The organism is Geojedonia litorea, from assembly GCF_042654525.1.
Classification (GTDB): domain Bacteria; phylum Bacteroidota; class Bacteroidia; order Flavobacteriales; family Flavobacteriaceae; genus Geojedonia; species Geojedonia litorea.
Genome location: NZ_JBHSGP010000005.1, coordinates 127,857 through 146,086, shown reverse-complemented (window position 1 = coordinate 146,086; position 18,230 = coordinate 127,857). Strand labels below are relative to the sequence as shown.

At 33.9% G+C, this 18,230-nt stretch carries 17 protein-coding genes; all 17 read right to left on the bottom strand.

The features are described 5' to 3' along the window. Position 1 precedes the first annotated feature (1 nt). Complete coding sequence (locus tag ACFO5O_RS02635; RefSeq protein ID WP_387960686.1) at positions 2-1,513, bottom strand: hypothetical protein; 1,512 nt, start codon at positions 1,511-1,513, stop codon at positions 2-4. Positions 1,514-1,546: 33 nt separating this feature from the next. After that, the gene (locus tag ACFO5O_RS02630) at positions 1,547-2,497 is read right to left on the bottom strand and encodes a glycosyltransferase (protein ID WP_387960684.1); all 951 of its coding nucleotides are present in this window, start codon (positions 2,495-2,497) and stop codon (positions 1,547-1,549) included. 417 nt (positions 2,498-2,914) lie between these two features. Beyond that, positions 2,915-3,946 carry an acyltransferase family protein gene (locus tag ACFO5O_RS02625; RefSeq protein WP_387960682.1) on the bottom strand — a complete coding sequence of 344 codons (1,032 nt, stop codon included), beginning with the start codon at positions 3,944-3,946 and terminating at the stop codon, positions 2,915-2,917. A gap of 203 nt (positions 3,947-4,149) precedes the next feature. Further along, positions 4,150-5,328, bottom strand: coding sequence for a glycosyltransferase family 4 protein (locus ACFO5O_RS02620; protein ID WP_387960680.1), 1,179 nt, complete (start codon positions 5,326-5,328; stop codon positions 4,150-4,152). Next, positions 5,325-7,172, bottom strand: coding sequence for an asparagine synthase (glutamine-hydrolyzing) (asnB, locus tag ACFO5O_RS02615; protein WP_387960678.1), 1,848 nt, complete (start codon positions 7,170-7,172; stop codon positions 5,325-5,327). The genes ACFO5O_RS02620 and asnB overlap by 4 nt, the downstream gene beginning before the upstream one ends. Beyond that, on the bottom strand, positions 7,172-8,290 hold the full coding sequence (locus ACFO5O_RS02610; RefSeq protein ID WP_387960677.1) for a glycosyltransferase family 4 protein: 1,119 nt from the start codon (positions 8,288-8,290) through the stop codon (positions 7,172-7,174). The genes asnB and ACFO5O_RS02610 overlap by 1 nt, the downstream gene beginning before the upstream one ends. 5 nt (positions 8,291-8,295) lie before the next feature. Next, a complete protein-coding gene (locus ACFO5O_RS02605) occupies positions 8,296-9,036 on the bottom strand; it encodes a class I SAM-dependent methyltransferase (RefSeq protein WP_387960675.1) in 741 nt (246 codons plus the stop codon). Between the two features lie 2 nt (positions 9,037-9,038). Continuing rightward, entirely contained in the window at positions 9,039-9,959 is a 921-nt protein-coding gene (locus ACFO5O_RS02600; RefSeq protein WP_387960673.1) for a glycosyltransferase family 2 protein, read from the bottom strand. An 11-nt stretch (positions 9,960-9,970) separates the two neighbouring features. Then, positions 9,971-10,900 (bottom strand): glycosyltransferase family 2 protein, encoded by a 930-nt coding sequence (locus ACFO5O_RS02595; RefSeq protein ID WP_387960671.1) that lies wholly within the window; start codon positions 10,898-10,900, stop codon positions 9,971-9,973. 20 nt (positions 10,901-10,920) lie between these two features. Then, positions 10,921-11,664 carry a class I SAM-dependent methyltransferase gene (locus ACFO5O_RS02590; protein ID WP_387960669.1) on the bottom strand — a complete coding sequence of 248 codons (744 nt, stop codon included), beginning with the start codon at positions 11,662-11,664 and terminating at the stop codon, positions 10,921-10,923. An 81-nt stretch (positions 11,665-11,745) separates the two neighbouring features. Further along, positions 11,746-12,675 (bottom strand): hypothetical protein, encoded by a 930-nt coding sequence (locus tag ACFO5O_RS02585; RefSeq protein ID WP_387960667.1) that lies wholly within the window; start codon positions 12,673-12,675, stop codon positions 11,746-11,748. 66 nt (positions 12,676-12,741) lie between these two features. Beyond that, positions 12,742-13,671 carry a glycosyltransferase family 2 protein gene (locus ACFO5O_RS02580; RefSeq protein WP_387960665.1) on the bottom strand — a complete coding sequence of 310 codons (930 nt, stop codon included), beginning with the start codon at positions 13,669-13,671 and terminating at the stop codon, positions 12,742-12,744. Next, on the bottom strand, positions 13,661-14,542 hold the full coding sequence (locus tag ACFO5O_RS02575; protein ID WP_387960664.1) for a glycosyltransferase family 2 protein: 882 nt from the start codon (positions 14,540-14,542) through the stop codon (positions 13,661-13,663). Before ACFO5O_RS02575 ends, ACFO5O_RS02580 begins: the two co-directional genes overlap by 11 nt. Further along, positions 14,535-15,377 (bottom strand): glycosyltransferase, encoded by an 843-nt coding sequence (locus tag ACFO5O_RS02570; protein ID WP_387960662.1) that lies wholly within the window; start codon positions 15,375-15,377, stop codon positions 14,535-14,537. The genes ACFO5O_RS02575 and ACFO5O_RS02570 overlap by 8 nt, the downstream gene beginning before the upstream one ends. 11 nt (positions 15,378-15,388) lie before the next feature. Beyond that, positions 15,389-16,336, bottom strand: coding sequence for a glycosyltransferase family 2 protein (locus ACFO5O_RS02565; protein WP_387960660.1), 948 nt, complete (start codon positions 16,334-16,336; stop codon positions 15,389-15,391). A 58-nt stretch (positions 16,337-16,394) separates the two neighbouring features. Then, entirely contained in the window at positions 16,395-17,339 is a 945-nt protein-coding gene (locus ACFO5O_RS02560) for a glycosyltransferase family 2 protein (RefSeq protein WP_387960658.1), read from the bottom strand. Between the two features lie 116 nt (positions 17,340-17,455). Then, positions 17,456-18,160, bottom strand: coding sequence for a sulfotransferase family 2 domain-containing protein (locus ACFO5O_RS02555; RefSeq protein WP_387960656.1), 705 nt, complete (start codon positions 18,158-18,160; stop codon positions 17,456-17,458). Between the last annotated feature and the right edge of the window lie 70 nt (positions 18,161-18,230).

The window sequence follows — 18,230 nt, the reverse complement described above, 5'->3', positions numbered from 1 at the left end:
ATCACTCTGATGTTAATTTATATAAATAGTAAGTATCTTCCCGGTGAACAAGTTCTAATAAGTTAGATTTTAAAGGCTGCTTCGCTAAAACATAATCTATTTTATAACTAGGTTTTCTGTCTTTTAAGAGCTCCAAATTGTTAGCCAGTTGACGTTTATACAGTTCCCGTTCATACCATTCTGGAATAGCCTTCATATCCGCCGGAATAAATTTATAAACCACAAAGCGATCCCGCTCGAGCCGTCTATTAAGTGACAAATCACTCAAAAAACTCAAAACAACAGCATCCTTTTTCGTATGCGTCTTTACATAACTACCCATGGCATTTAAGGCAAGATAGGGGTTTTGGTTAAAATAGACATATAGACCCTTCAAATTGGGTTTAGCTAATTTCACAATACATATAAATGATATTAAAATGATGAGTGTCTTCCAGACTTGCAAATATTTTGATCGCAAGCTTGAAAATATAAATATTGAAAATAGTAAGCTCACTACGAAAGTTGATATGGTAAGTATGCGAAATGGATAGTATTTAAGCAGCACACCTTCTTTATCAAAAAACGCGATGACCACAGCAATCAACACCCAACTTAAGGATAAGAGTACAAAGCCATTTAAACGTTTCAATTGTTCGCTAGTGGCAAACCTATGAAAGTACAAACTAAAGCATAGAGCAATAAACGTAGTACAAACCCCATAAAAGTGATGCGAATAAAAATAGCCCAGATCTTTAAAAATACCTAAATGATGTGGATGCCTGAAATACGAATATATCCAATCTACCGATGGCGAAAATTCAACAGCTCCCGTCACGGCCTGTCTGAGGTAAAGTACAAAAGGCACAAGCGCCAGAACATATATGAGCCCAAGTTTTAAAAATTCATAGCCTTGTTTTGGTTTTTCGAAAAATACTAGTGTACCCATAAAAAATAAAAACACATAGACACCAACCAACACATGAAAATAAGTCCCAATAATAAGAAGCACGAGCATAGTTCTATAGTGCGCTTTCATAAAATAATAAAGCGCGAATACTATAAAAACATAGGAAAACCCCTTGGGTTCTACCGATACAAATAACCAAGAGCCACCAAAAAACGACTGTTGCAATAAAAACAAAACAGGCAGATGCAATAAAATATGAAGGGCAGAAACTTTAAGTGTTTTATAAATTTTCCCTAGAGCAATCGCATATAACAAACACAACAGAAGCCGCATACTTATAAGCAGCGATTCAAAACTCATAAATTGTAATAAGAAACCCGTGATAAATTGATACAGTAACCGCGTCCCCGGAAATTCATTTAAATAGCGCGATGCGATCCAATCGGGATCCATAAATTGCTTGGCATATAAGAGGTACTGCTCCTCATTTCCATTAAGATCGAAGGACAAATAACCTAATAATAAAATACAAAAAACCAAGACGGTTCTAGGGATAGCGCGAAGCAAGGCTTCAGCATCGAATTCCCACAAATACCTACTAATCTTTCCTATAAGCTGTTCCATATTAGCTGTTTGAAAATCTGCATGGGTTTAACATTAAACATCACTGACCTTTAATATAAAACTCTTATAAAAGGTTTTTGGAGGTAGTTGCACGGTTGTCTTCTGGTTAAGCTGAAATAGTAAGATTAAAAAGCTACATAAAACAACCAGGGTTAAAATATTTATGGCACTCAAAACAAGCAACGATGACCAACTTGGTACCGAAACAGGGCTAATAACGGTCACTATTAAAAATACCAATAAGCCCACTAAAGTCAACCCAAAAAATAAAGCCGAAACCAACAAAAGTCGTATAGAAACAATATCAAGATAGATAGAAATCGAACTTAATCCATGTAACATTAAATCCTGAAAATTCATTTTAGAACGCCCTTCAAAACGCTCACCCCTATTGGTGCCCTGCGAAACATAAGGAGTTTTCGATTTAATAATACCACCCGAAAAGTGATTCCAAATCTCGGGTAACGATACCACCCGCGTCAAAAATGCATATGGAATACAGCTAAAATTTCCAAAGTCTAAAGTTTGAGACGTGAGTGCATTAAACAAAAGTTTGTATAGCTTATAAAAAAACTTAAAAACAGGACCTTCTGTACGCTTTTTACGCTTTGCAAAAACAATAGTCTGTTGAGCCTCCTGCTGTAGTCTGCCAATTAAGACCTCAATATCTTCAGGCCGATCTTCACCGTCGCAATCCATAACAATAACCGCGTCGCTACCTGACACATGGGCTTCAACATAGGAAAGACCAATAGAAATCGCACGTTGGTGCCCCATATTACTACTTAAATCCAGTATTGAAATGGGGACCTTTGCAAAAGCCTTAAGCTTAGGGGTCGGCTCTGTAGACCCGTCGTTAACTGCAATCACCCGGTCCACTCGATAAGGCGCATGTTCTGATAAACTATGAAGGGCATCGATGAGCAACTGAAAACTTTGCCAATCATTGTAGACAGGCGTAACAATGATAATTCCGGTACTCATATGAATAGCTGATTATACTTAAAAGTGGTTTTGAATAACATGTAAAGGGCTTTTTTAAATACGGTTCAAAATACAATAAAAAACTTGTAACCGAAATGGACAATTCAAAAATCGTTGATTCGTTTAATCGTTAATTCGTTTAATTGCATCATTACTACATTGATACATTGATATATTGATACATTGATACATTGATACATTGATACATTGTTAAATCGTTAGTGTCATCCTGAACTTGCCTTTGTCATGCTGAACTTGCCTGTGCTGAATTTATTTCAGTATTCAGCATCTTTTCTACCAACCGATAACTGAAGACTGCTTACCGCCTATAGCATATAGCCTACAGCTTACAGCCTAAAGCCTAAAGCCAACAACCAACAACTAACAACCAACATCCTCATACATGTCCAAAAACTGCTATTTAAAATGAACCTTTAATTTCAAAACTCGTTTCTCTATTAATTCATACGACAAAATAGCTACAATAAATGTGAATAGAATATGATACGGAAACTGCTGAAAAGATAATGTACCTCCAGGCCCTGTTCTTAAAAACAATCCCTGAAAAACATATAAGCCATATGATATCTTTCCAATATAATTTAAATACTTAAAATTTAAAATAGATACCAATACAGAATCTTGATTATGAAAAATCCACAACAAAAAAAGAGCTACTCCTAAAGATTGAATTAAATACGCGCCTAATAAAAGAGAATTTGGCAAGTACAACGGACATAAAAATAGCAGAATACTCATTGGAAACAAATAAATATTAGGCTTCAAAAAGCTCTTAAGCGATGAAAAAGAAGAATTAACTATAGCCAGCAAGCTACCTATAATTACAGGTCCAACCGCTGGGATAAACCATCGAAGTGGATTAAATCCATTCTTAATGAACTCAAATTCATTGTATACTATCAGAAATAAAGTGCATAATAGTATCACAAATAACGTAATAGCTACAATTGACTTTGTTTTAAGATAATAAATTATAAAAGGCCAGGTTAAATAAAACTGTTCTTCAACGGCTAAAGACCAGGTATGACCAAGTTCAGAGATATAAAATTCTTTAGGAACAAAATTATAGAGATAAAAGAATGAATAAGCAAAACCTGCCAATGAATAGGATATTAAATCAAACTTCATTAATAAAGCTATTATGACATAAAAGATAATGAGTGGTGGAAGTAGTCTTAAAAAACGTCGGATATAAAAATTTTTTAGACTGACTTTATGTTTGAGTTTTTCTGACAATAGAATAGATGTAATTAAAAATCCACTTAAAGTAAAAAATATTTGAACACCCGTATTTCCAGAAAACAGCATCCATGTGCGCACAGTAATAAAATCATATTCAAATAATTTAGAACCAAAACCCAAATGTGTTTGAAGCACCATCAGAATGGACAGTCCTCTCAACCCGTCAAAACCTTTTATATACTTCATATAAAATTATATCCTTTAATCTTTAACACCCAGAATTCAACACCTATCATCCTGAACTTGCTTTTGTCATGCTAAACTTGCCTGTGCTAAATTTATTTCAGTATTCAGCATCTTTTCTACCAACCGATAACTGAAGACTGCTTACCGCCTATAGCATATAGCCTACAGCTTATAGCCTAAAGCCTAAAGCCTAAAGCCAACAACTAACAACCAACATCCTCATACAAGTCCAAAAACTGCTGTATAGAATCCTCCGCACCAAAATGCTCCTTTACAAAATCATGGGCATTTTGCGTAATTCTTTGTAATTCAACTTCTGAACTTTCTGCCACCTCGACAATAGCTTTAGCTAAAGCTTCCGGATCTCTAACAGGTACCAACCAGCCGGTTTCATTAGGAATAACCACTTCAGGCATTCCCCCACAATCCGTTGAAATGACTGGTATACCCAAAGCCATAGCCTCTAAGACCACATTGGCAATACCCTCATTTAAACTAGGTAAAATAAGCACATCAAAGTCCTGCATAACCTTGAACAATGCTTGTTGTTCTAAGGCGGATAGGATCTGAACCTCATCCCTAATTCCTAATTGATCCATTTGAAACAAGGATGCTTCATCTATGGGGTTAGAATTCACAAAGGTGAAGTCATAAGAAAAACCCCGTTCCTTTAAAATAGCGCAGGCATCAAAGGCATAGCGCATGCCCTTTACCCAATGAAATCGACCCACCGCACCAATTCTAAAGGACTGATGTACTCGCTTTTGATAGGGCTTATAGACTTCAAATACTTGAGGCGATAATGGTGAATGGATGACTTCGATTTTAGAAAGCTCTGCACCATACTCCATAGCTGCGCTTGCCATAGATTTTGAAACCGCATGAAACCCATCCATGAGAGGGAATGTTGTACGATATACATCAGCAATATAAGGGGCTACAATAGGCGTATAATGCACATGGGCACCGCGCAAACTCACCACCATAGGAATCTTAAATCTGGTCTTTAAAAAGGCATAAAACTCCAAATCCCGAGTCCACTGCATATGAAACACATCAGGGCGATATAAAATAATAGGTAAAAAACGCGTCAACCACACCCACTGCTCATAACGAGTATGATAACGTCGTATTTCGTTTAACAAGGGTTTTAAATCTCCCGGGCGCTTCAACAGCAAAAGGACTAAACGATAAAGGGTATAGGCAAAATTGACCCAATGCCGCTTTGGACTTATATATTTATATATATGAGGAGACGCATAGGTTTTTGGTTGCTTTTGCACCCCAAACAAGAACACCTGATGCCGTTCACTAACACCTTCAATCAGCTGTTCGATAAAAGTAGAACTGGGTAATTCTCCAGAAAAAATTGCTATTTTCATACCAACTGCTGTTTTATAGCCCATTTTTGCCAAGCATAAATGTGCCAAACACCCCAAGCACTATCATGTTTATGGTCCAAATACTGGGAAACATAATTCCTGACCTCAATCACATCGATGTTACTCTCCCCATAAAATGGGGAATTAAAAATAACATGCAATACATCTTTTTTTAAGGCACCTCGTAACCATGTATGAATGGGAACCGTGAAGCCGCGCTTCTCATGAGCAATAAGAGGTTCGGGGTAGTAATTAGTCATCAGTTTTTTAAGCAAGCGCTTAAGGTCTTTTTTCGAGTTAAATTGTTTTGGATGAAAATTCATACTTTCATTAATCAATTGCTTATCTAAAAATGGAACCCTGACTTCTAAACTATTCGCCATACTCATCCGATCTACTTTTACTAAAACGCGTTGTAAATGACCATAAAATTCATTCCTTCGTAGATCTTGTAGTAAGCTTTTTGATGTCTTTATATCTATTGAATATAATGCCAAGATAGCATCAGAAAATGGTATTCTTGGAAAAAAGGAATCTAAAGCAGGCTTTAAAATATGGGAATGTTTTCCTAATAACCATTCATCTATGGTTTTATAATTATAGGGCGCCCAGGTATTTATAATATTGAGTTTATTCAACAACCTAATAATTGGTTTCCGTAAATTAAATGGAAGCTTAAACCAAAATTGCTTATTTACAACATCTAACATCCTTGGATACCCAAAAAATAATTCATCCGCTCCATCTCCAGACAACATTACCGTATGTTTTTGTCTCGTTTTTTTTGTGAGTAAATAAGTTGGTATGCTTGAATAATCTCCAAAGGGTTCAGATAAGTATTCAAAATGCTCATTAACAGAATTCAATAATTCATTAGTATTAACATGCTCAATATGATGTTGAATGTTTAAATGATCGGCATAGGCACTTGCCGTTTCCGATTCATCCAAAGTTTTATCGCTCACAGCTAACGTAAAGGCTTCAATCTTCGTGTTTTTCGATTTTGCTATGGCTGTAATTAAAGGACTGTCAATACCACCACTTAAAAAAGTAGCTAATGACACATCACTCACCATCTGTTGTTCAACAGCATGTTCTATTTGATTTTTGATATCTATAATAATGTCATCCTCTTCTTTCAGGTCTAATCTTTTTGTACTACACAACTCGTTTAGTTCAAGTTCTTCAATAGTAGCATTTGAAGAGATTTTTAACAACTGCCCAGGTTTAAGTTGGAAAATATGATTATAAATAGTATTAGGAGCTTGCATATATCCAAAAGCAAAATATTCCTTCATTAATTCAGGGCGTAATTGCAATTGACTTTTAAACCATGGATGTTTAAATAACTGATCAAATTGAGAGGCCATTACTACGCCTTGATCAGATACGCCATAAAACATGGGTTTTATACCCGCAAAGTCTCTAGACAGATACAAACACTGTTTGTAAGTATCAATAATGGCAATTGAAAACATACCATTAAGTTCTCCTATAGTATTGACAACCCCAATAACATCCAATAAATGAACCAAGACTTCTGTATCAGACGAAGATTTAAGGTTTTCAAGATGATAGCGTTCCTTTAACGACGTATAATTATAAATCTCACCATTAAAAACTACTAGATAGCGTTTACTAGGACTAAATTTAGGCTGATTTCCAAGTTCAGAAAGATCCAAAATTGCGAGACGGTTAAAACCTAATTGATAATAATCTGACTTAGAAGTTTCGGTAGCATCTGGTCCTCGATGCTTTGATAAAGCCAATAGTTTTAAAAAAACATCCTGTTGAGTTAATGCAACACCCGTATCAAATAAATATTCACCTAAAAACCCACACATTATACAGAAAGTTTTTGGTAAAGTGTTAATAACCGCTTTACCTCATGTTCTACTGAAAAATTAGAATGAGCATAATCAATTGCGGCTTTTGAAAATTGCAAATACAAGTTCTTATTTCGCCAAAGCTGGTCAATATATAAAGAGGCTTGTTCTGAAGCATTGGGAGCAACGCAATAACCACTATGATTAGGCACAATAGCCTCAGGTAGACCATCGCTAGTTGAAACCAGGGCTGGAATACCCATAGATTGTGCCTCAACTACCGACATACCGAATGATTCTGAATGACTCAATTGCAAAATAAAATCATAGCTCGGAAGCAAGGTTTTAAGTTGCGTATTGGAGACCTTACCCTTGATCGTAACTATATCTCCCAAACCCAGTTGATCCACTAAATAATACAGCTGTCCCAAATCAGGGCCATCCCCGTACACGTCATACTTCACAGGCAAACCCTGTTCCTTTAACAACTTAATGACCCTTAAATTGCCTTCAATATTCTTCTCCCAACACATTCGAAATATAGAGACAATTTTAATAATCTTACTGTTAGGTGCTTTTGGACTAGCTTTAAAAGCATGTCCAAACGAAATAGGAATCACATGTATCCGTTCCAGGTCAATCCCCCATTTTTTATGTAAATACTGCTTTTGGTGCTGGCTCATCACTACAAAAGCATCGACACGATTACCAAAATCCCTGTAAAAATCTTGCCATTTGGCGCTCACCCAGGGTTTCACATAGGTATCCCCGCCTCTTAAGGTAATAACGATCTTCGGCCCTTGGTCTTTAGGCATTGCTAATAAGCCTAAAACTTTAGGAAATAAATACGAATGCTGCACATGTACAAGGTCGACTTTCTTCTTTAAAGCTTGAAGCTCATTGTATTGAAGAGGTATTTTAGTATAGCCTATCAACCGCTGCCAACGCTCAACAACCCGACGTCTAAAATACCCGGGCATCACCTCTACTTTTGAAGAGGCCTTACCTTTAAAAGTTTGTATAGAGACCTCCAATTGCTTTTCAATTTCAAGCGCCTCCATAACGGGAGGCATATACGGCTGATAAAACACAGGGTAACTTTCAAAGATACAACTTATACTTATTTTACTTTTCATCTTGTTTAATATCTGAATATTACCCCATATAATTTTAATTTTAATGGAATTTTCAATGATTTAATTTCCCAAAGACACATTGATTTGTCCTTATCCAGTTCGCCTTTTTTAGTATAGTTTTCATTTATAACCGTTAAAGGTTTTGAAAAGTAAAAAGGGGAATTCATTAAATTTAGTTTTCGCCAAGCCCCTGTTTTGATATTTCTATTCTTCGAATGTTTTACAAAACTAGTTGTTAAAAGATAACGACTTTTACTCTTTTTAATATTAACCAGTGCCTTATAGATATTTTTGATGGAAAGGTGCACTAAACAATCTCTACAAAATATCAGGTCCGTTTTAGGCAACGGATCAGAGGTTAAGTCAAGGGTTTGGAATTTGATAGTTGCCTGCTCATACATCAAAATGTTATTTTTAATTAAATCTGGAACAATATCTGCACCAATGTAATTAATATCATTAAGATCTACTTTTCTCATCCAATTAAAATCCCCACAAGGAATATCAAGCATTGAATTAATATCATATTGTTTCAACAATTTATTGAGCTCTTTTATTAATGTTTGAGTATGTATTAAATCAGAACCAGCCCCAGATATACTTTCGTCACTATCCCAATAATGGGTCGTATATATTTCATTAAAAGTTTGACTAATGGTTTTGTGTTCAGATTTACGGGTTATGCTTTTATATAAATTTAGAATTGGTTTCGGAGCAATACGCTTTATAGTCGTTTTTAATCGCATGATTAATTATTAAATAATTGGAATCTTAAATATAGATAAAGAAAATTTATAATTTCTCTTGGCTGATAATTTGTGAGTCTAAAAATAAACGACACTTTATCTTTAAATTTAGGATGCCTATTGATTAACATAGTTTTATAATAATGCCATTCTTTACTTTTAACAAGATCATAATCCTTTCTTGTAAATTTGTCTTTTCCCCAATCAAGTAGGCTTTTGGTCAACTTTCTATATAATAAACTTCGTTCTATTGCCGAATTAACTCTTGTAATCGACATATTACTATCATGCAATCGCACATACCCTAATACCTCGTTGATGGCATAAAACGGATAATAGTAACTCACGCGTCTCCAAAACTCCCAATCTTCAGCAATAGTGAATGACGGATTAAAATAACCAACCTTTTCAAAAACTTCTTTTCGCACTAAAGGAATAATAGACGCAGTTCGGTTTTTTAATAGTAAATGCTCAAAAATATAACCATGATTAAATCCAGCATGTGATTTGATGTCTCCAGTTCGTTCACCTGATTGTGTAATTGTAGCCGTATCACCGGTAACAACAAAAATTTCTGGATGGGCTTCAAAGACCTTAATCTGTTTTTCAAGTTTATCCAGAACCCAAACATCATCATCATCACAAAAACCTATAAATTTACCTTTGACTTTTTGAATTCCATAATTTCTAGAATCAGGCTGTCCCGTGTTGGGTTTGTAATAATAATGGCATTTTAGGAATTTCGAGCAGATACTTTGATTTAGCTTGGATTCTTCCGCATTTGAACCATCATCAACGACTAGGATCTCAAGATAAGTATAAGTTTGGTTTTGAATACTTCTTAAAGTATGTTCTAAATATCGATTTCGATTATAAGTGGTTACAATGATGCTAACTACAGGTATATTATTTTCAATTATCATTGTACTTAATTTTAGCTCTTTCCAAGATTTGATGTTTTGAAAAACTCAAATCTTAAAAATAGATGTAATAAATGGAACGCATCTTTAAAATTAAAAATCAATATTTTAAAAAAGAATAGTAACTTTTTCCAGATACCTGAATAATTATTAGTGATAATTTTTTTATATGTTGCCCATTCATTTAAATAAATCAATATAAAATCTGTTCTAGTGAATTCTGTTTTACCCCATGACACTAATGATTTAGTCAGTTTTCTATATAATATAAATCGATTAATCGGACTATAGTTTGCATTGCTCGTCATACTGGCTTGATGGATTCTTACATATGCTAAAGTCTTTTTAATAGCATAAAAATGATAATAATAACTGACTCTTCTCCAGAATTCCCAATCTTCTGCCATAGTAAAATTTGGATTAAAATAACCTACTTTACTAAATATTTCTCTGCGTATTAATGGTGTTGGTGATGGCACCCTATTATTAATTAACAAGCTTTCAAAAACATAACCATGGTTATGACCATCATGACAAAGTACTTTTCCTAAATCTACACTTCGCGAATCAATTTTACCTACGCAACTTGTGACTAAACCATAATCTGGAAAGTTGTTCAATATTTTAACTTGTATTGCAAGCTTATTTAAAACCCAAATATCATCATCATCACAAAAAGCTAAATAACATCCTTTACTTATTTTAATACCATAATTTCTAGAATCAGGTTGCCCTGTATTATTTTTATAATAATATGTACATTTAGAGTACTTTTGACATATACTTTTATTTTTAGAAGCAATATCCTTTTCAGAACCATCATCTACCAAAATAATTTCTAATTCAGAATAGGTTTGATTGTGAATACTCTTAATTGTTTCTTCTAGATAGGTATCCCTATTATATGTGGTAATTATAACACTTACTAAAAGATTAGGTTTCATTTAATTAATACTATTAGAAATTATAAGTGTGAGATTTTATATTTACCAAACCATCTTTTTAAATATATTTTTAAAGTACTTTTAATAAATTTAAAAAGTTCTCTTTGATTTTTGATGTATTTAGGATGATAAATCTTTCTATTATAAATATCAGGATGTATTAAAGCATTTACAATTTCTGAAGGTTCAATTTCTTCTCCTTTAAAATATCCTTTTTTCGCATACAATATTGTATTTTGTTTATACCAATAAAACACATTTTCGTTATTCCAAATTTTATTTCTTATAACATCATAGGCCGAAAACCCATACTCTTTAAACTTATCATGCCAATATTCTGGCCATTGCTCATTAAGGTGAAACTGGCCGCCTTGATTTGGAATTGCAGCTGAAAATAAAATGAGATCACCATGAGTACACAAAGTTTCTATAAATATATTTGAAGCTACCTCGGGTAAATGTTCTGCAACTTCTAAACTAATTACTAAATCAAAAGTTTTATTTAAATTCAATGGTTTTGTTAAATCATGTTGAAGAAATTCATTTTCTTGTATTAACAACTCCTCCTTATCAACTTTTATGCCGTCAACTCCTTGAACTTTTGTTATGCCTAAGGATTTTGCAGCTTCTAACCAACTACCATTTCCACATCCTATATCAACAATACTTTTTGGAGATACATAATTAAAAAGTAGTGGTAATATTTCTAATGCGTCCTTTGAATTATGAACTTCTTTCGTATGTCTGTAATTAATTTTATTCATCAAAATATTTTATTGGTCAATAATATGCTACAAGAAATAATAACGAATACAGTTCAATAGTAACAGCTTTTTATTCCGGTATTAATTATTTATTTCTGATTCGTCTATTTTATTTATAAACGCTGAATTACTTATCCCTGTTGGTTTTGTATATAAATTGTATAATTTCGTGACTTTATTTTTCCTTTTTATCATTTTCCGCTTTAATTTATACAATTTAAATTTTAAGAATTTGGGAATAATTTTTTTTATTAATTTAAATTTTATTTCTTTTTTAGTCTCTTCATGAATTTTATAATCTTCTCCTTTCCAAACTACATGCTCATAATCACTCTGTTGAGGTGTTTTTTTGAATAATTCCTTTTCTTCCACCTTTTGAGCTATTACGAATAAATATGATGGGAATGAATTTACCATCGTCACCCTATGCTTTAACTCTAATGGATCTCGGATTTCATATATTGGAGATTTTTTACGATCAATAAAAAAATACATTTTAATAATCTTGAATCCATTATCTGGACTAAAGATTCTATAATATAATTCTGGACTAAATTGATAAAACCCATGCCCAAACCAATTATTTGCAGGTGTTATTCCAATATAAAAACCATCCTTAGCAACTAGCTTCATGCAATTTTCAATAGCTATGGGAAAATTGAAAATATGTTCCAATGTACCACCATCTATAACCAAAGAATATTTGGAGTCAAAATTATTTGGCAAGGGTAAGTTTAAGTCATATATATATGTTGCTCCTTCATGGTTAGAAGCATCAATTGAATCAGTAACTTTGGCACCTAATAAATTTAGAAATGACTCCGCAAAGTCAAAACGTTTAAAACTGATTTCGTCACCATCATTGACCAATTTTGCCTCTTCAATTATTTTTTTAATTTCACTACTTTCTAGGTATAGCCCTTGTCTTCCAATTGTAATCGTCTTTTCAAAATTTACGCCTAATTTTTTAGCATTTACAAGCAATCTTAAACCATTTATATCAAAGCCCATAAGCAATTGTTTTTAATTGTAACTTATTATAATCTGGTAAAAATTTCATGTATTCTGAATATAACATTATTTTTTGGGAATATAAATTTTTAAATGTTTTTGAAAACGATACGCTAAATACTTCAAAAAATAAACATCAAAATACAATAAAAAATAATAAAGACTGTAAACCACAATTCCTAACTTTGAGCGATGCCCTAACTCAATTTTTCGATGCATTTTAAGCGCCGCCTTGTAATCGTGTTTTGTTATAAGATTTGAGAATTCATCCCTAAAATCCTTAAGCAATTGTCTCGACGCCTTAAACTGCGCCCATTTGTTTTGAGTCACCGAGGCCTGATCATGACGCCTATTCATCTGCACCAACACTTTCGATAGCCCATAAACTTTAGACACCAACGCAAAGCGCAACACATAAGCCCAGTCCACATTAAAATTGCCATAGGTAGCTCTAAATTGTAGGTTGCACTGTTCATGTACCTCACGCCTAAACATCATACAGGTATTGACAACCTTAAGTTGATGGGTATATAAAAATCGGAACAGGGCCTCACCTTGAGAAAATTGTTGACCGCGCACCAAGAGTCCTGGAAACTTTACACGGTTATGTGCGCTCACAAATTCCGCGATTCCAGACACCACTCCAATCTCGGGCTGTTGCTGCAAGACTTCCAACTGCCATTGCAAGCGTTCAGTTACATACACATCATCCTGCTCGGCCATCGCAAAGAACTGACTGTTGGGGTGGGCCTGTGCAATGAGAAAATTGATATTATTGGCCAGGCCTAAATTTTCAGGGTGCTCAAAAATCTTAATACGAGTATCCTTAAAGGCTTCAGCAATCGCTTTAGAACCATCCGTACTCCCATCAATCCCAATCAGCACTTCAAAATGATTATAGCTTTGGGTCAGCAAACTTTCCAAAGTGGCCTGCAAGGTGGCATCCCCATTATAAACAGGCAGTAGAATACTAATTATTACGGAGTCATTTGGCATGGAACCATTGTTTTAAGCTTACTAACCGTTTAACTAAAGGATGGAACAATTTAAGCAATTTTAATTGGCACTTCCAATGCAAATACCAAAACAATTTTTGATAATACATGCAATACAAAAGTTCGCGGTCGGGTATGGTTTTGGCTTTATTAATCACACTGGCCTGCTGGTTATGCAATCGAAATTGCACAAGCTCGGCATCTTTAAAACCTACCTTATAATAAGGCATTAAGCGATACCAATAGGCACAATCCAGATCCTGATGTAACTGTTCATCAAAATAACCCACCTTCTCAAAACAACCTTTTCTTAACAATATGGCACTAGGTTCCCCAATTTTATTTTTAGGCGCATTTAAAAATTGTGGATCTTTCAGGTAGTTGGTTCCGGGCAATACGCCTTCTTTTACGTCTACTACTCCCCAATTGTGGTGTAAATCACCATATGCATTTACAAAGTCCAGATGTTGTTTGTTGGACACATCCAATATAAAGTCGCGCTTACAATACACCATGCCTATGTGAGTGTCCCTTTGTATAAGGTCCATAAGTTGATTAATGCAGTCTGGCAACAGCACATCATCCTGAAATAAAAACTTAATATAATCGCCTTGGGCATGTTGGACACAATGGTTCCAATTGGCACCAATTCCTGATGGATGATGATGTAGCACTTTTATCGGAAAATCGCAGCTCGATTTAAAAGAAGCGACTACCTCTAAAGTAGCATCAGAAGAGGCATCATCAGAAATAACGATCTCCAACGGTCTATAGGTCTGGGCCAGAGCTGATTGCAAGGCTTCAGCTAGGTAAGCTGCCCCGTTATAAGTAGGAATGCAGATAGAGACTAAAGGTAAAGCATTGTTACTCATCACGGTAAAGGGTTTTATGAATGCTGTTGACTAATTCTCCTTGAGCATTGATTTGCCAAGACGCGGAAGCATTGGCGGTTTTCATATAATACTCCTGTTCTTCGCTGAGCTGTTTTGGGTCAATATACCAACCACCATGCCGTGCTTGTAAGGGAAAATCGGTGCGCCATGCCTTGGTAAACCGTTTTTTGTGGTATCTATAGCCCGGGCGATACAAGGCAAAAGTGGTATCAATCTCAGCCTTATACACATTAGCCTTGAGTTTACTAGTCCAAAATTGAGATTCCCAGTTTAAAATAGCGGCCTTATTGGGATTGGTCTCAGGAATATCGTCTAATGCCAATGATAGCCCAACTTTGGTCCGATCATAGGCCTTATCCAGCAAGACTCTTAACTGTAGTAAAACATCATGAGGGCAATCGTCAACGGGTACGATATCAGCATCACTCACCACATAATACCCTTTACTATAGGTCTGGAAAACAGCTTCCGATTTCCAAAAGGCCAGATGCCCCAAATTCTCAGACAAGCGAATCAAAGTAACCCTAGGATCTAAAGTTTCAAAATAAGCTAATAAAGGTTGGTAGGTAGAATGATTATCTAAAACAACAATGCGTTTATAACCATGACGAAGTAAAAAATCAATCTGTTGTTGCAAATAATAAAGTTGGTTAAAACTAATAATGATGATGGGGATAGACTTATAATCTCGTAATTGTGCTTGCACTGTCCCATTACAAAGCCGATGATATACCAATCCTTTCCTATGCCAAAACCATTGCTTAAGTTTAGACAACCTATTAGGTAATGAATTATTAAGATGAATTAGTGTCATAACTTTTCAGTTTATAAAAGTGAGACTTTAGCTAATAATCCATCACCTTTTCTAAAAAGACTATAGGTAATACATCCTGTTATCAAATAAAAATGATCCTGCAATCTTAATGGCTTAACATGAATTAAACATAATCGCCATACATAAATGGCATGCTTAAATTGACCAGTTCGGACAAAAGACTTATAAAAAAACAAAAAATACCTATACAATATGTCTACACTTTCCGCAGAAAGTTTAGATTTAAGATCATTATACAATTGAAATCGGGCTAAAAAATAATGCCAATTCTTGTTTTTAGAATTGGTGTTAGAAATATTATTTGAGTGCTTGCGTATATAATCTAAAGGCTGTTCGACAATAGCATATTTTGTATGTTCAAATAAAATACGGGCAAAAAAATACCATTCTTGCGCAGCTTGTAGCCCTTCATCAAATCGATACTTATGAGTTTCTAAAAATGTTCTATTGAAAACTGGTGCCTGTATAGGTATAATTAGCTTTTGTTGAATAAAATCTTCAAAAGGAGTATCAGTTATAAGCTGCCTTGATTTTAATCCTAGGATATTGTCTATACTATTTTCAAAGACCAGCGATTGACATATACAAAATGAACTATTTGAATTTTCTAAAACTTGTATTTGTAATTTTAATTTATCTGGGTGCATTAAATCATCACTGTCCAACCAATTAATATAAGCGCCTTGACTCAGTTCTAATCCATAATTACGGCAAGCATTAGCTCCTTTAATTCTAGAAATAGGTCGTTTATAGTATTGAATACGCAGATCCTTTTCACAATATGACATTATTACGCTTTCGCTATCATCAGTACTGCCATCATCAATAACTAAACATTCCCAATGAGGGTAAGTTTGTGAGATAATAGAATCTAGTGCTTCACCTATAAATCTTGAGCGATTATAAGTTGGTATGATTATGGAAACCAATGGATACATCTTTATTTAAGGCATATTACATTGGCTAATATAGAAAAGACTTGATGAAAATAAGAATTTAGGGCTTTACTTTTGTTAAGAAATATTCACCTTTTTTAAACATAAGAAATGATAACAAACTCATTAAAATATAAAAATGGGATTTTAAAGAATAGTTAAAATCAAAACAAATATTTTTTCGCCATATTTTATAAGCATACGGTATTTTTTTATTCCTTAAAAACAACTTGAAACTTGTTATAAAAAACTTACGTAAATATTTTTGGGATTTCATCGACAACTCTGATTTATATAGTGTATAAATCTTATCCCTTGTCAAATAATAATTCCAATCTTTAATCAAAGATGTTTGATTGGAAATGCTGTCTGCATGCCTTCTAATATAGACTAATGGAACTTCAACAGTACAATAATATTGTTGCTTTATAAGAATTCTTGTAAAAAATTCCCATTCCTGACCAGCTTGAAGAGCTTCATCAAAACGGAAATAATGATCAAATAGAAATGATTTTCGAAACAAAGGAGCTTGGGTTAACCATATAATTTTCTTCTGTAAAAAATCATCCAGAGGATTATTAGAATAAATATGTTTCGATTTTAAACCTATAATATTAGAAACAGACTCTTCAAATTCTAACGATTGACAAACACAAAAAGGAAAATCAACACTTTCCAATGCTTTTAACTGTTGCTCCAATTTTTCGGGATGCATCAAATCATCACTATCAAACCAATTAATATAGTCACCTTGGCTCAATTCCAATCCATAATTCCTACAGGCATTGGCCCCTCTAGGCCTATTGGCAGGACGTTCATAATACCGGATACGAGCATCACGATCTGCATAATCTTGGATCACCGCAGCACTCCTATCTGAACTACCATCATCAATGACCAAACATTCCCAATGTGGGTAGGTTTGTGAGATAATCGAATCAAGAGTACAAAGGATTAAGTGTGCTCTATTATAATTAGGGATAATAATACTTACTAACGCAGGCATTCAAATCAAGTTATAGGTTGGAACTAAGATAACAAATCGTTATAATCATACTATACTCGTAGTAATATAAACACCTATCAATGCATAGATTTAGATAAGATATTAAATCCATGAGATTATTCATAATCATTAGAAACTCTCTTTTCTCTTATTTCAAGGGCTAAATTATAAATCGTATAATCTAGACTGTTTAATGCTTTTATTTTATTCAAAAATTCGGTATCGTCCAAAATAACCAGCTTTCTTTTGTCACTATTTGTGTTTTTTCGTGGAATTATATCTAAAGATGTATTTAAATAGGTTTCAGCGAAAAACATACAATCCTCGTCAAAATATTCGGAAATCCCTATAAAAGCAAATTGCTCTAATGGAAATTTATAAAAAAAATGAGCATAGCAATTTTGCATTTTAGGATTCATACAAAACGCTTCGAAAGAACTAAACCTCCTTTTTATAGTGTTCGGAAGCTGTTGTTCAGCTTCATTAAATAGTTTTTCGCGATACAAATAGTGAGAGACCAATCGCTCAATTGGATCTCTAAGCCATGTAATAAACATTGTATTTTTATTGTGGCACTCCGATCTATACTTATAGGGCAAAAAATGACCATGAATACAATCAACACCCTTTAACTGATAACAATATTTTCTATAAAATTTGTATGTTTTATGGAACTTATTGGCATCTTTAATACTTTCTTCTAAAGTCCTATTCAAAGGCCCATCAACATAATCGTCTAAAAAACCCTTTTTAAAATGGGTTTGTAAGATTGTTCTAAAACTTCGCCCTGCGGTTTTGGGAATGTGCACTGATAAAATCATAAAATATTTTAAAGCATAATTAATAGTAAATAAAGCTTAAATAGTTTATATAAAAACTTGCTCGTTTGAT

What these genes read in the sequence shown, in the direction of transcription:
- ACFO5O_RS02635 (WP_387960686.1), bottom strand. Translation starts at nt 1,513, where the DNA reads ATGGAACAGCTTATAGGAAAGATTAGTAGGTATTTGTGGGAATTCGAT.
- ACFO5O_RS02630 (WP_387960684.1), bottom strand. Translation starts at nt 2,497, where the DNA reads ATGAGTACCGGAATTATCATTGTTACGCCTGTCTACAATGATTGGCAA.
- ACFO5O_RS02625 (WP_387960682.1), bottom strand. Translation starts at nt 3,946, where the DNA reads ATGAAGTATATAAAAGGTTTTGACGGGTTGAGAGGACTGTCCATTCTG.
- ACFO5O_RS02620 (WP_387960680.1), bottom strand. Translation starts at nt 5,328, where the DNA reads ATGAAAATAGCAATTTTTTCTGGAGAATTACCCAGTTCTACTTTTATC.
- asnB (WP_387960678.1), bottom strand. Translation starts at nt 7,172, where the DNA reads ATGTGTGGGTTTTTAGGTGAATATTTATTTGATACGGGTGTTGCATTA.
- ACFO5O_RS02610 (WP_387960677.1), bottom strand. Translation starts at nt 8,290, where the DNA reads ATGAAAAGTAAAATAAGTATAAGTTGTATCTTTGAAAGTTACCCTGTG.
- ACFO5O_RS02605 (WP_387960675.1), bottom strand. Translation starts at nt 9,036, where the DNA reads ATGCGATTAAAAACGACTATAAAGCGTATTGCTCCGAAACCAATTCTA.
- ACFO5O_RS02600 (WP_387960673.1), bottom strand. Translation starts at nt 9,959, where the DNA reads ATGATAATTGAAAATAATATACCTGTAGTTAGCATCATTGTAACCACT.
- ACFO5O_RS02595 (WP_387960671.1), bottom strand. Translation starts at nt 10,900, where the DNA reads ATGAAACCTAATCTTTTAGTAAGTGTTATAATTACCACATATAATAGG.
- ACFO5O_RS02590 (WP_387960669.1), bottom strand. Translation starts at nt 11,664, where the DNA reads ATGAATAAAATTAATTACAGACATACGAAAGAAGTTCATAATTCAAAG.
- ACFO5O_RS02585 (WP_387960667.1), bottom strand. Translation starts at nt 12,675, where the DNA reads ATGGGCTTTGATATAAATGGTTTAAGATTGCTTGTAAATGCTAAAAAA.
- ACFO5O_RS02580 (WP_387960665.1), bottom strand. Translation starts at nt 13,671, where the DNA reads ATGCCAAATGACTCCGTAATAATTAGTATTCTACTGCCTGTTTATAAT.
- ACFO5O_RS02575 (WP_387960664.1), bottom strand. Translation starts at nt 14,542, where the DNA reads ATGAGTAACAATGCTTTACCTTTAGTCTCTATCTGCATTCCTACTTAT.
- ACFO5O_RS02570 (WP_387960662.1), bottom strand. Translation starts at nt 15,377, where the DNA reads ATGACACTAATTCATCTTAATAATTCATTACCTAATAGGTTGTCTAAA.
- ACFO5O_RS02565 (WP_387960660.1), bottom strand. Translation starts at nt 16,336, where the DNA reads ATGTATCCATTGGTTTCCATAATCATACCAACTTATAATCGCTCAAGA.
- ACFO5O_RS02560 (WP_387960658.1), bottom strand. Translation starts at nt 17,339, where the DNA reads ATGCCTGCGTTAGTAAGTATTATTATCCCTAATTATAATAGAGCACAC.
- ACFO5O_RS02555 (WP_387960656.1), bottom strand. Translation starts at nt 18,160, where the DNA reads ATGATTTTATCAGTGCACATTCCCAAAACCGCAGGGCGAAGTTTTAGA.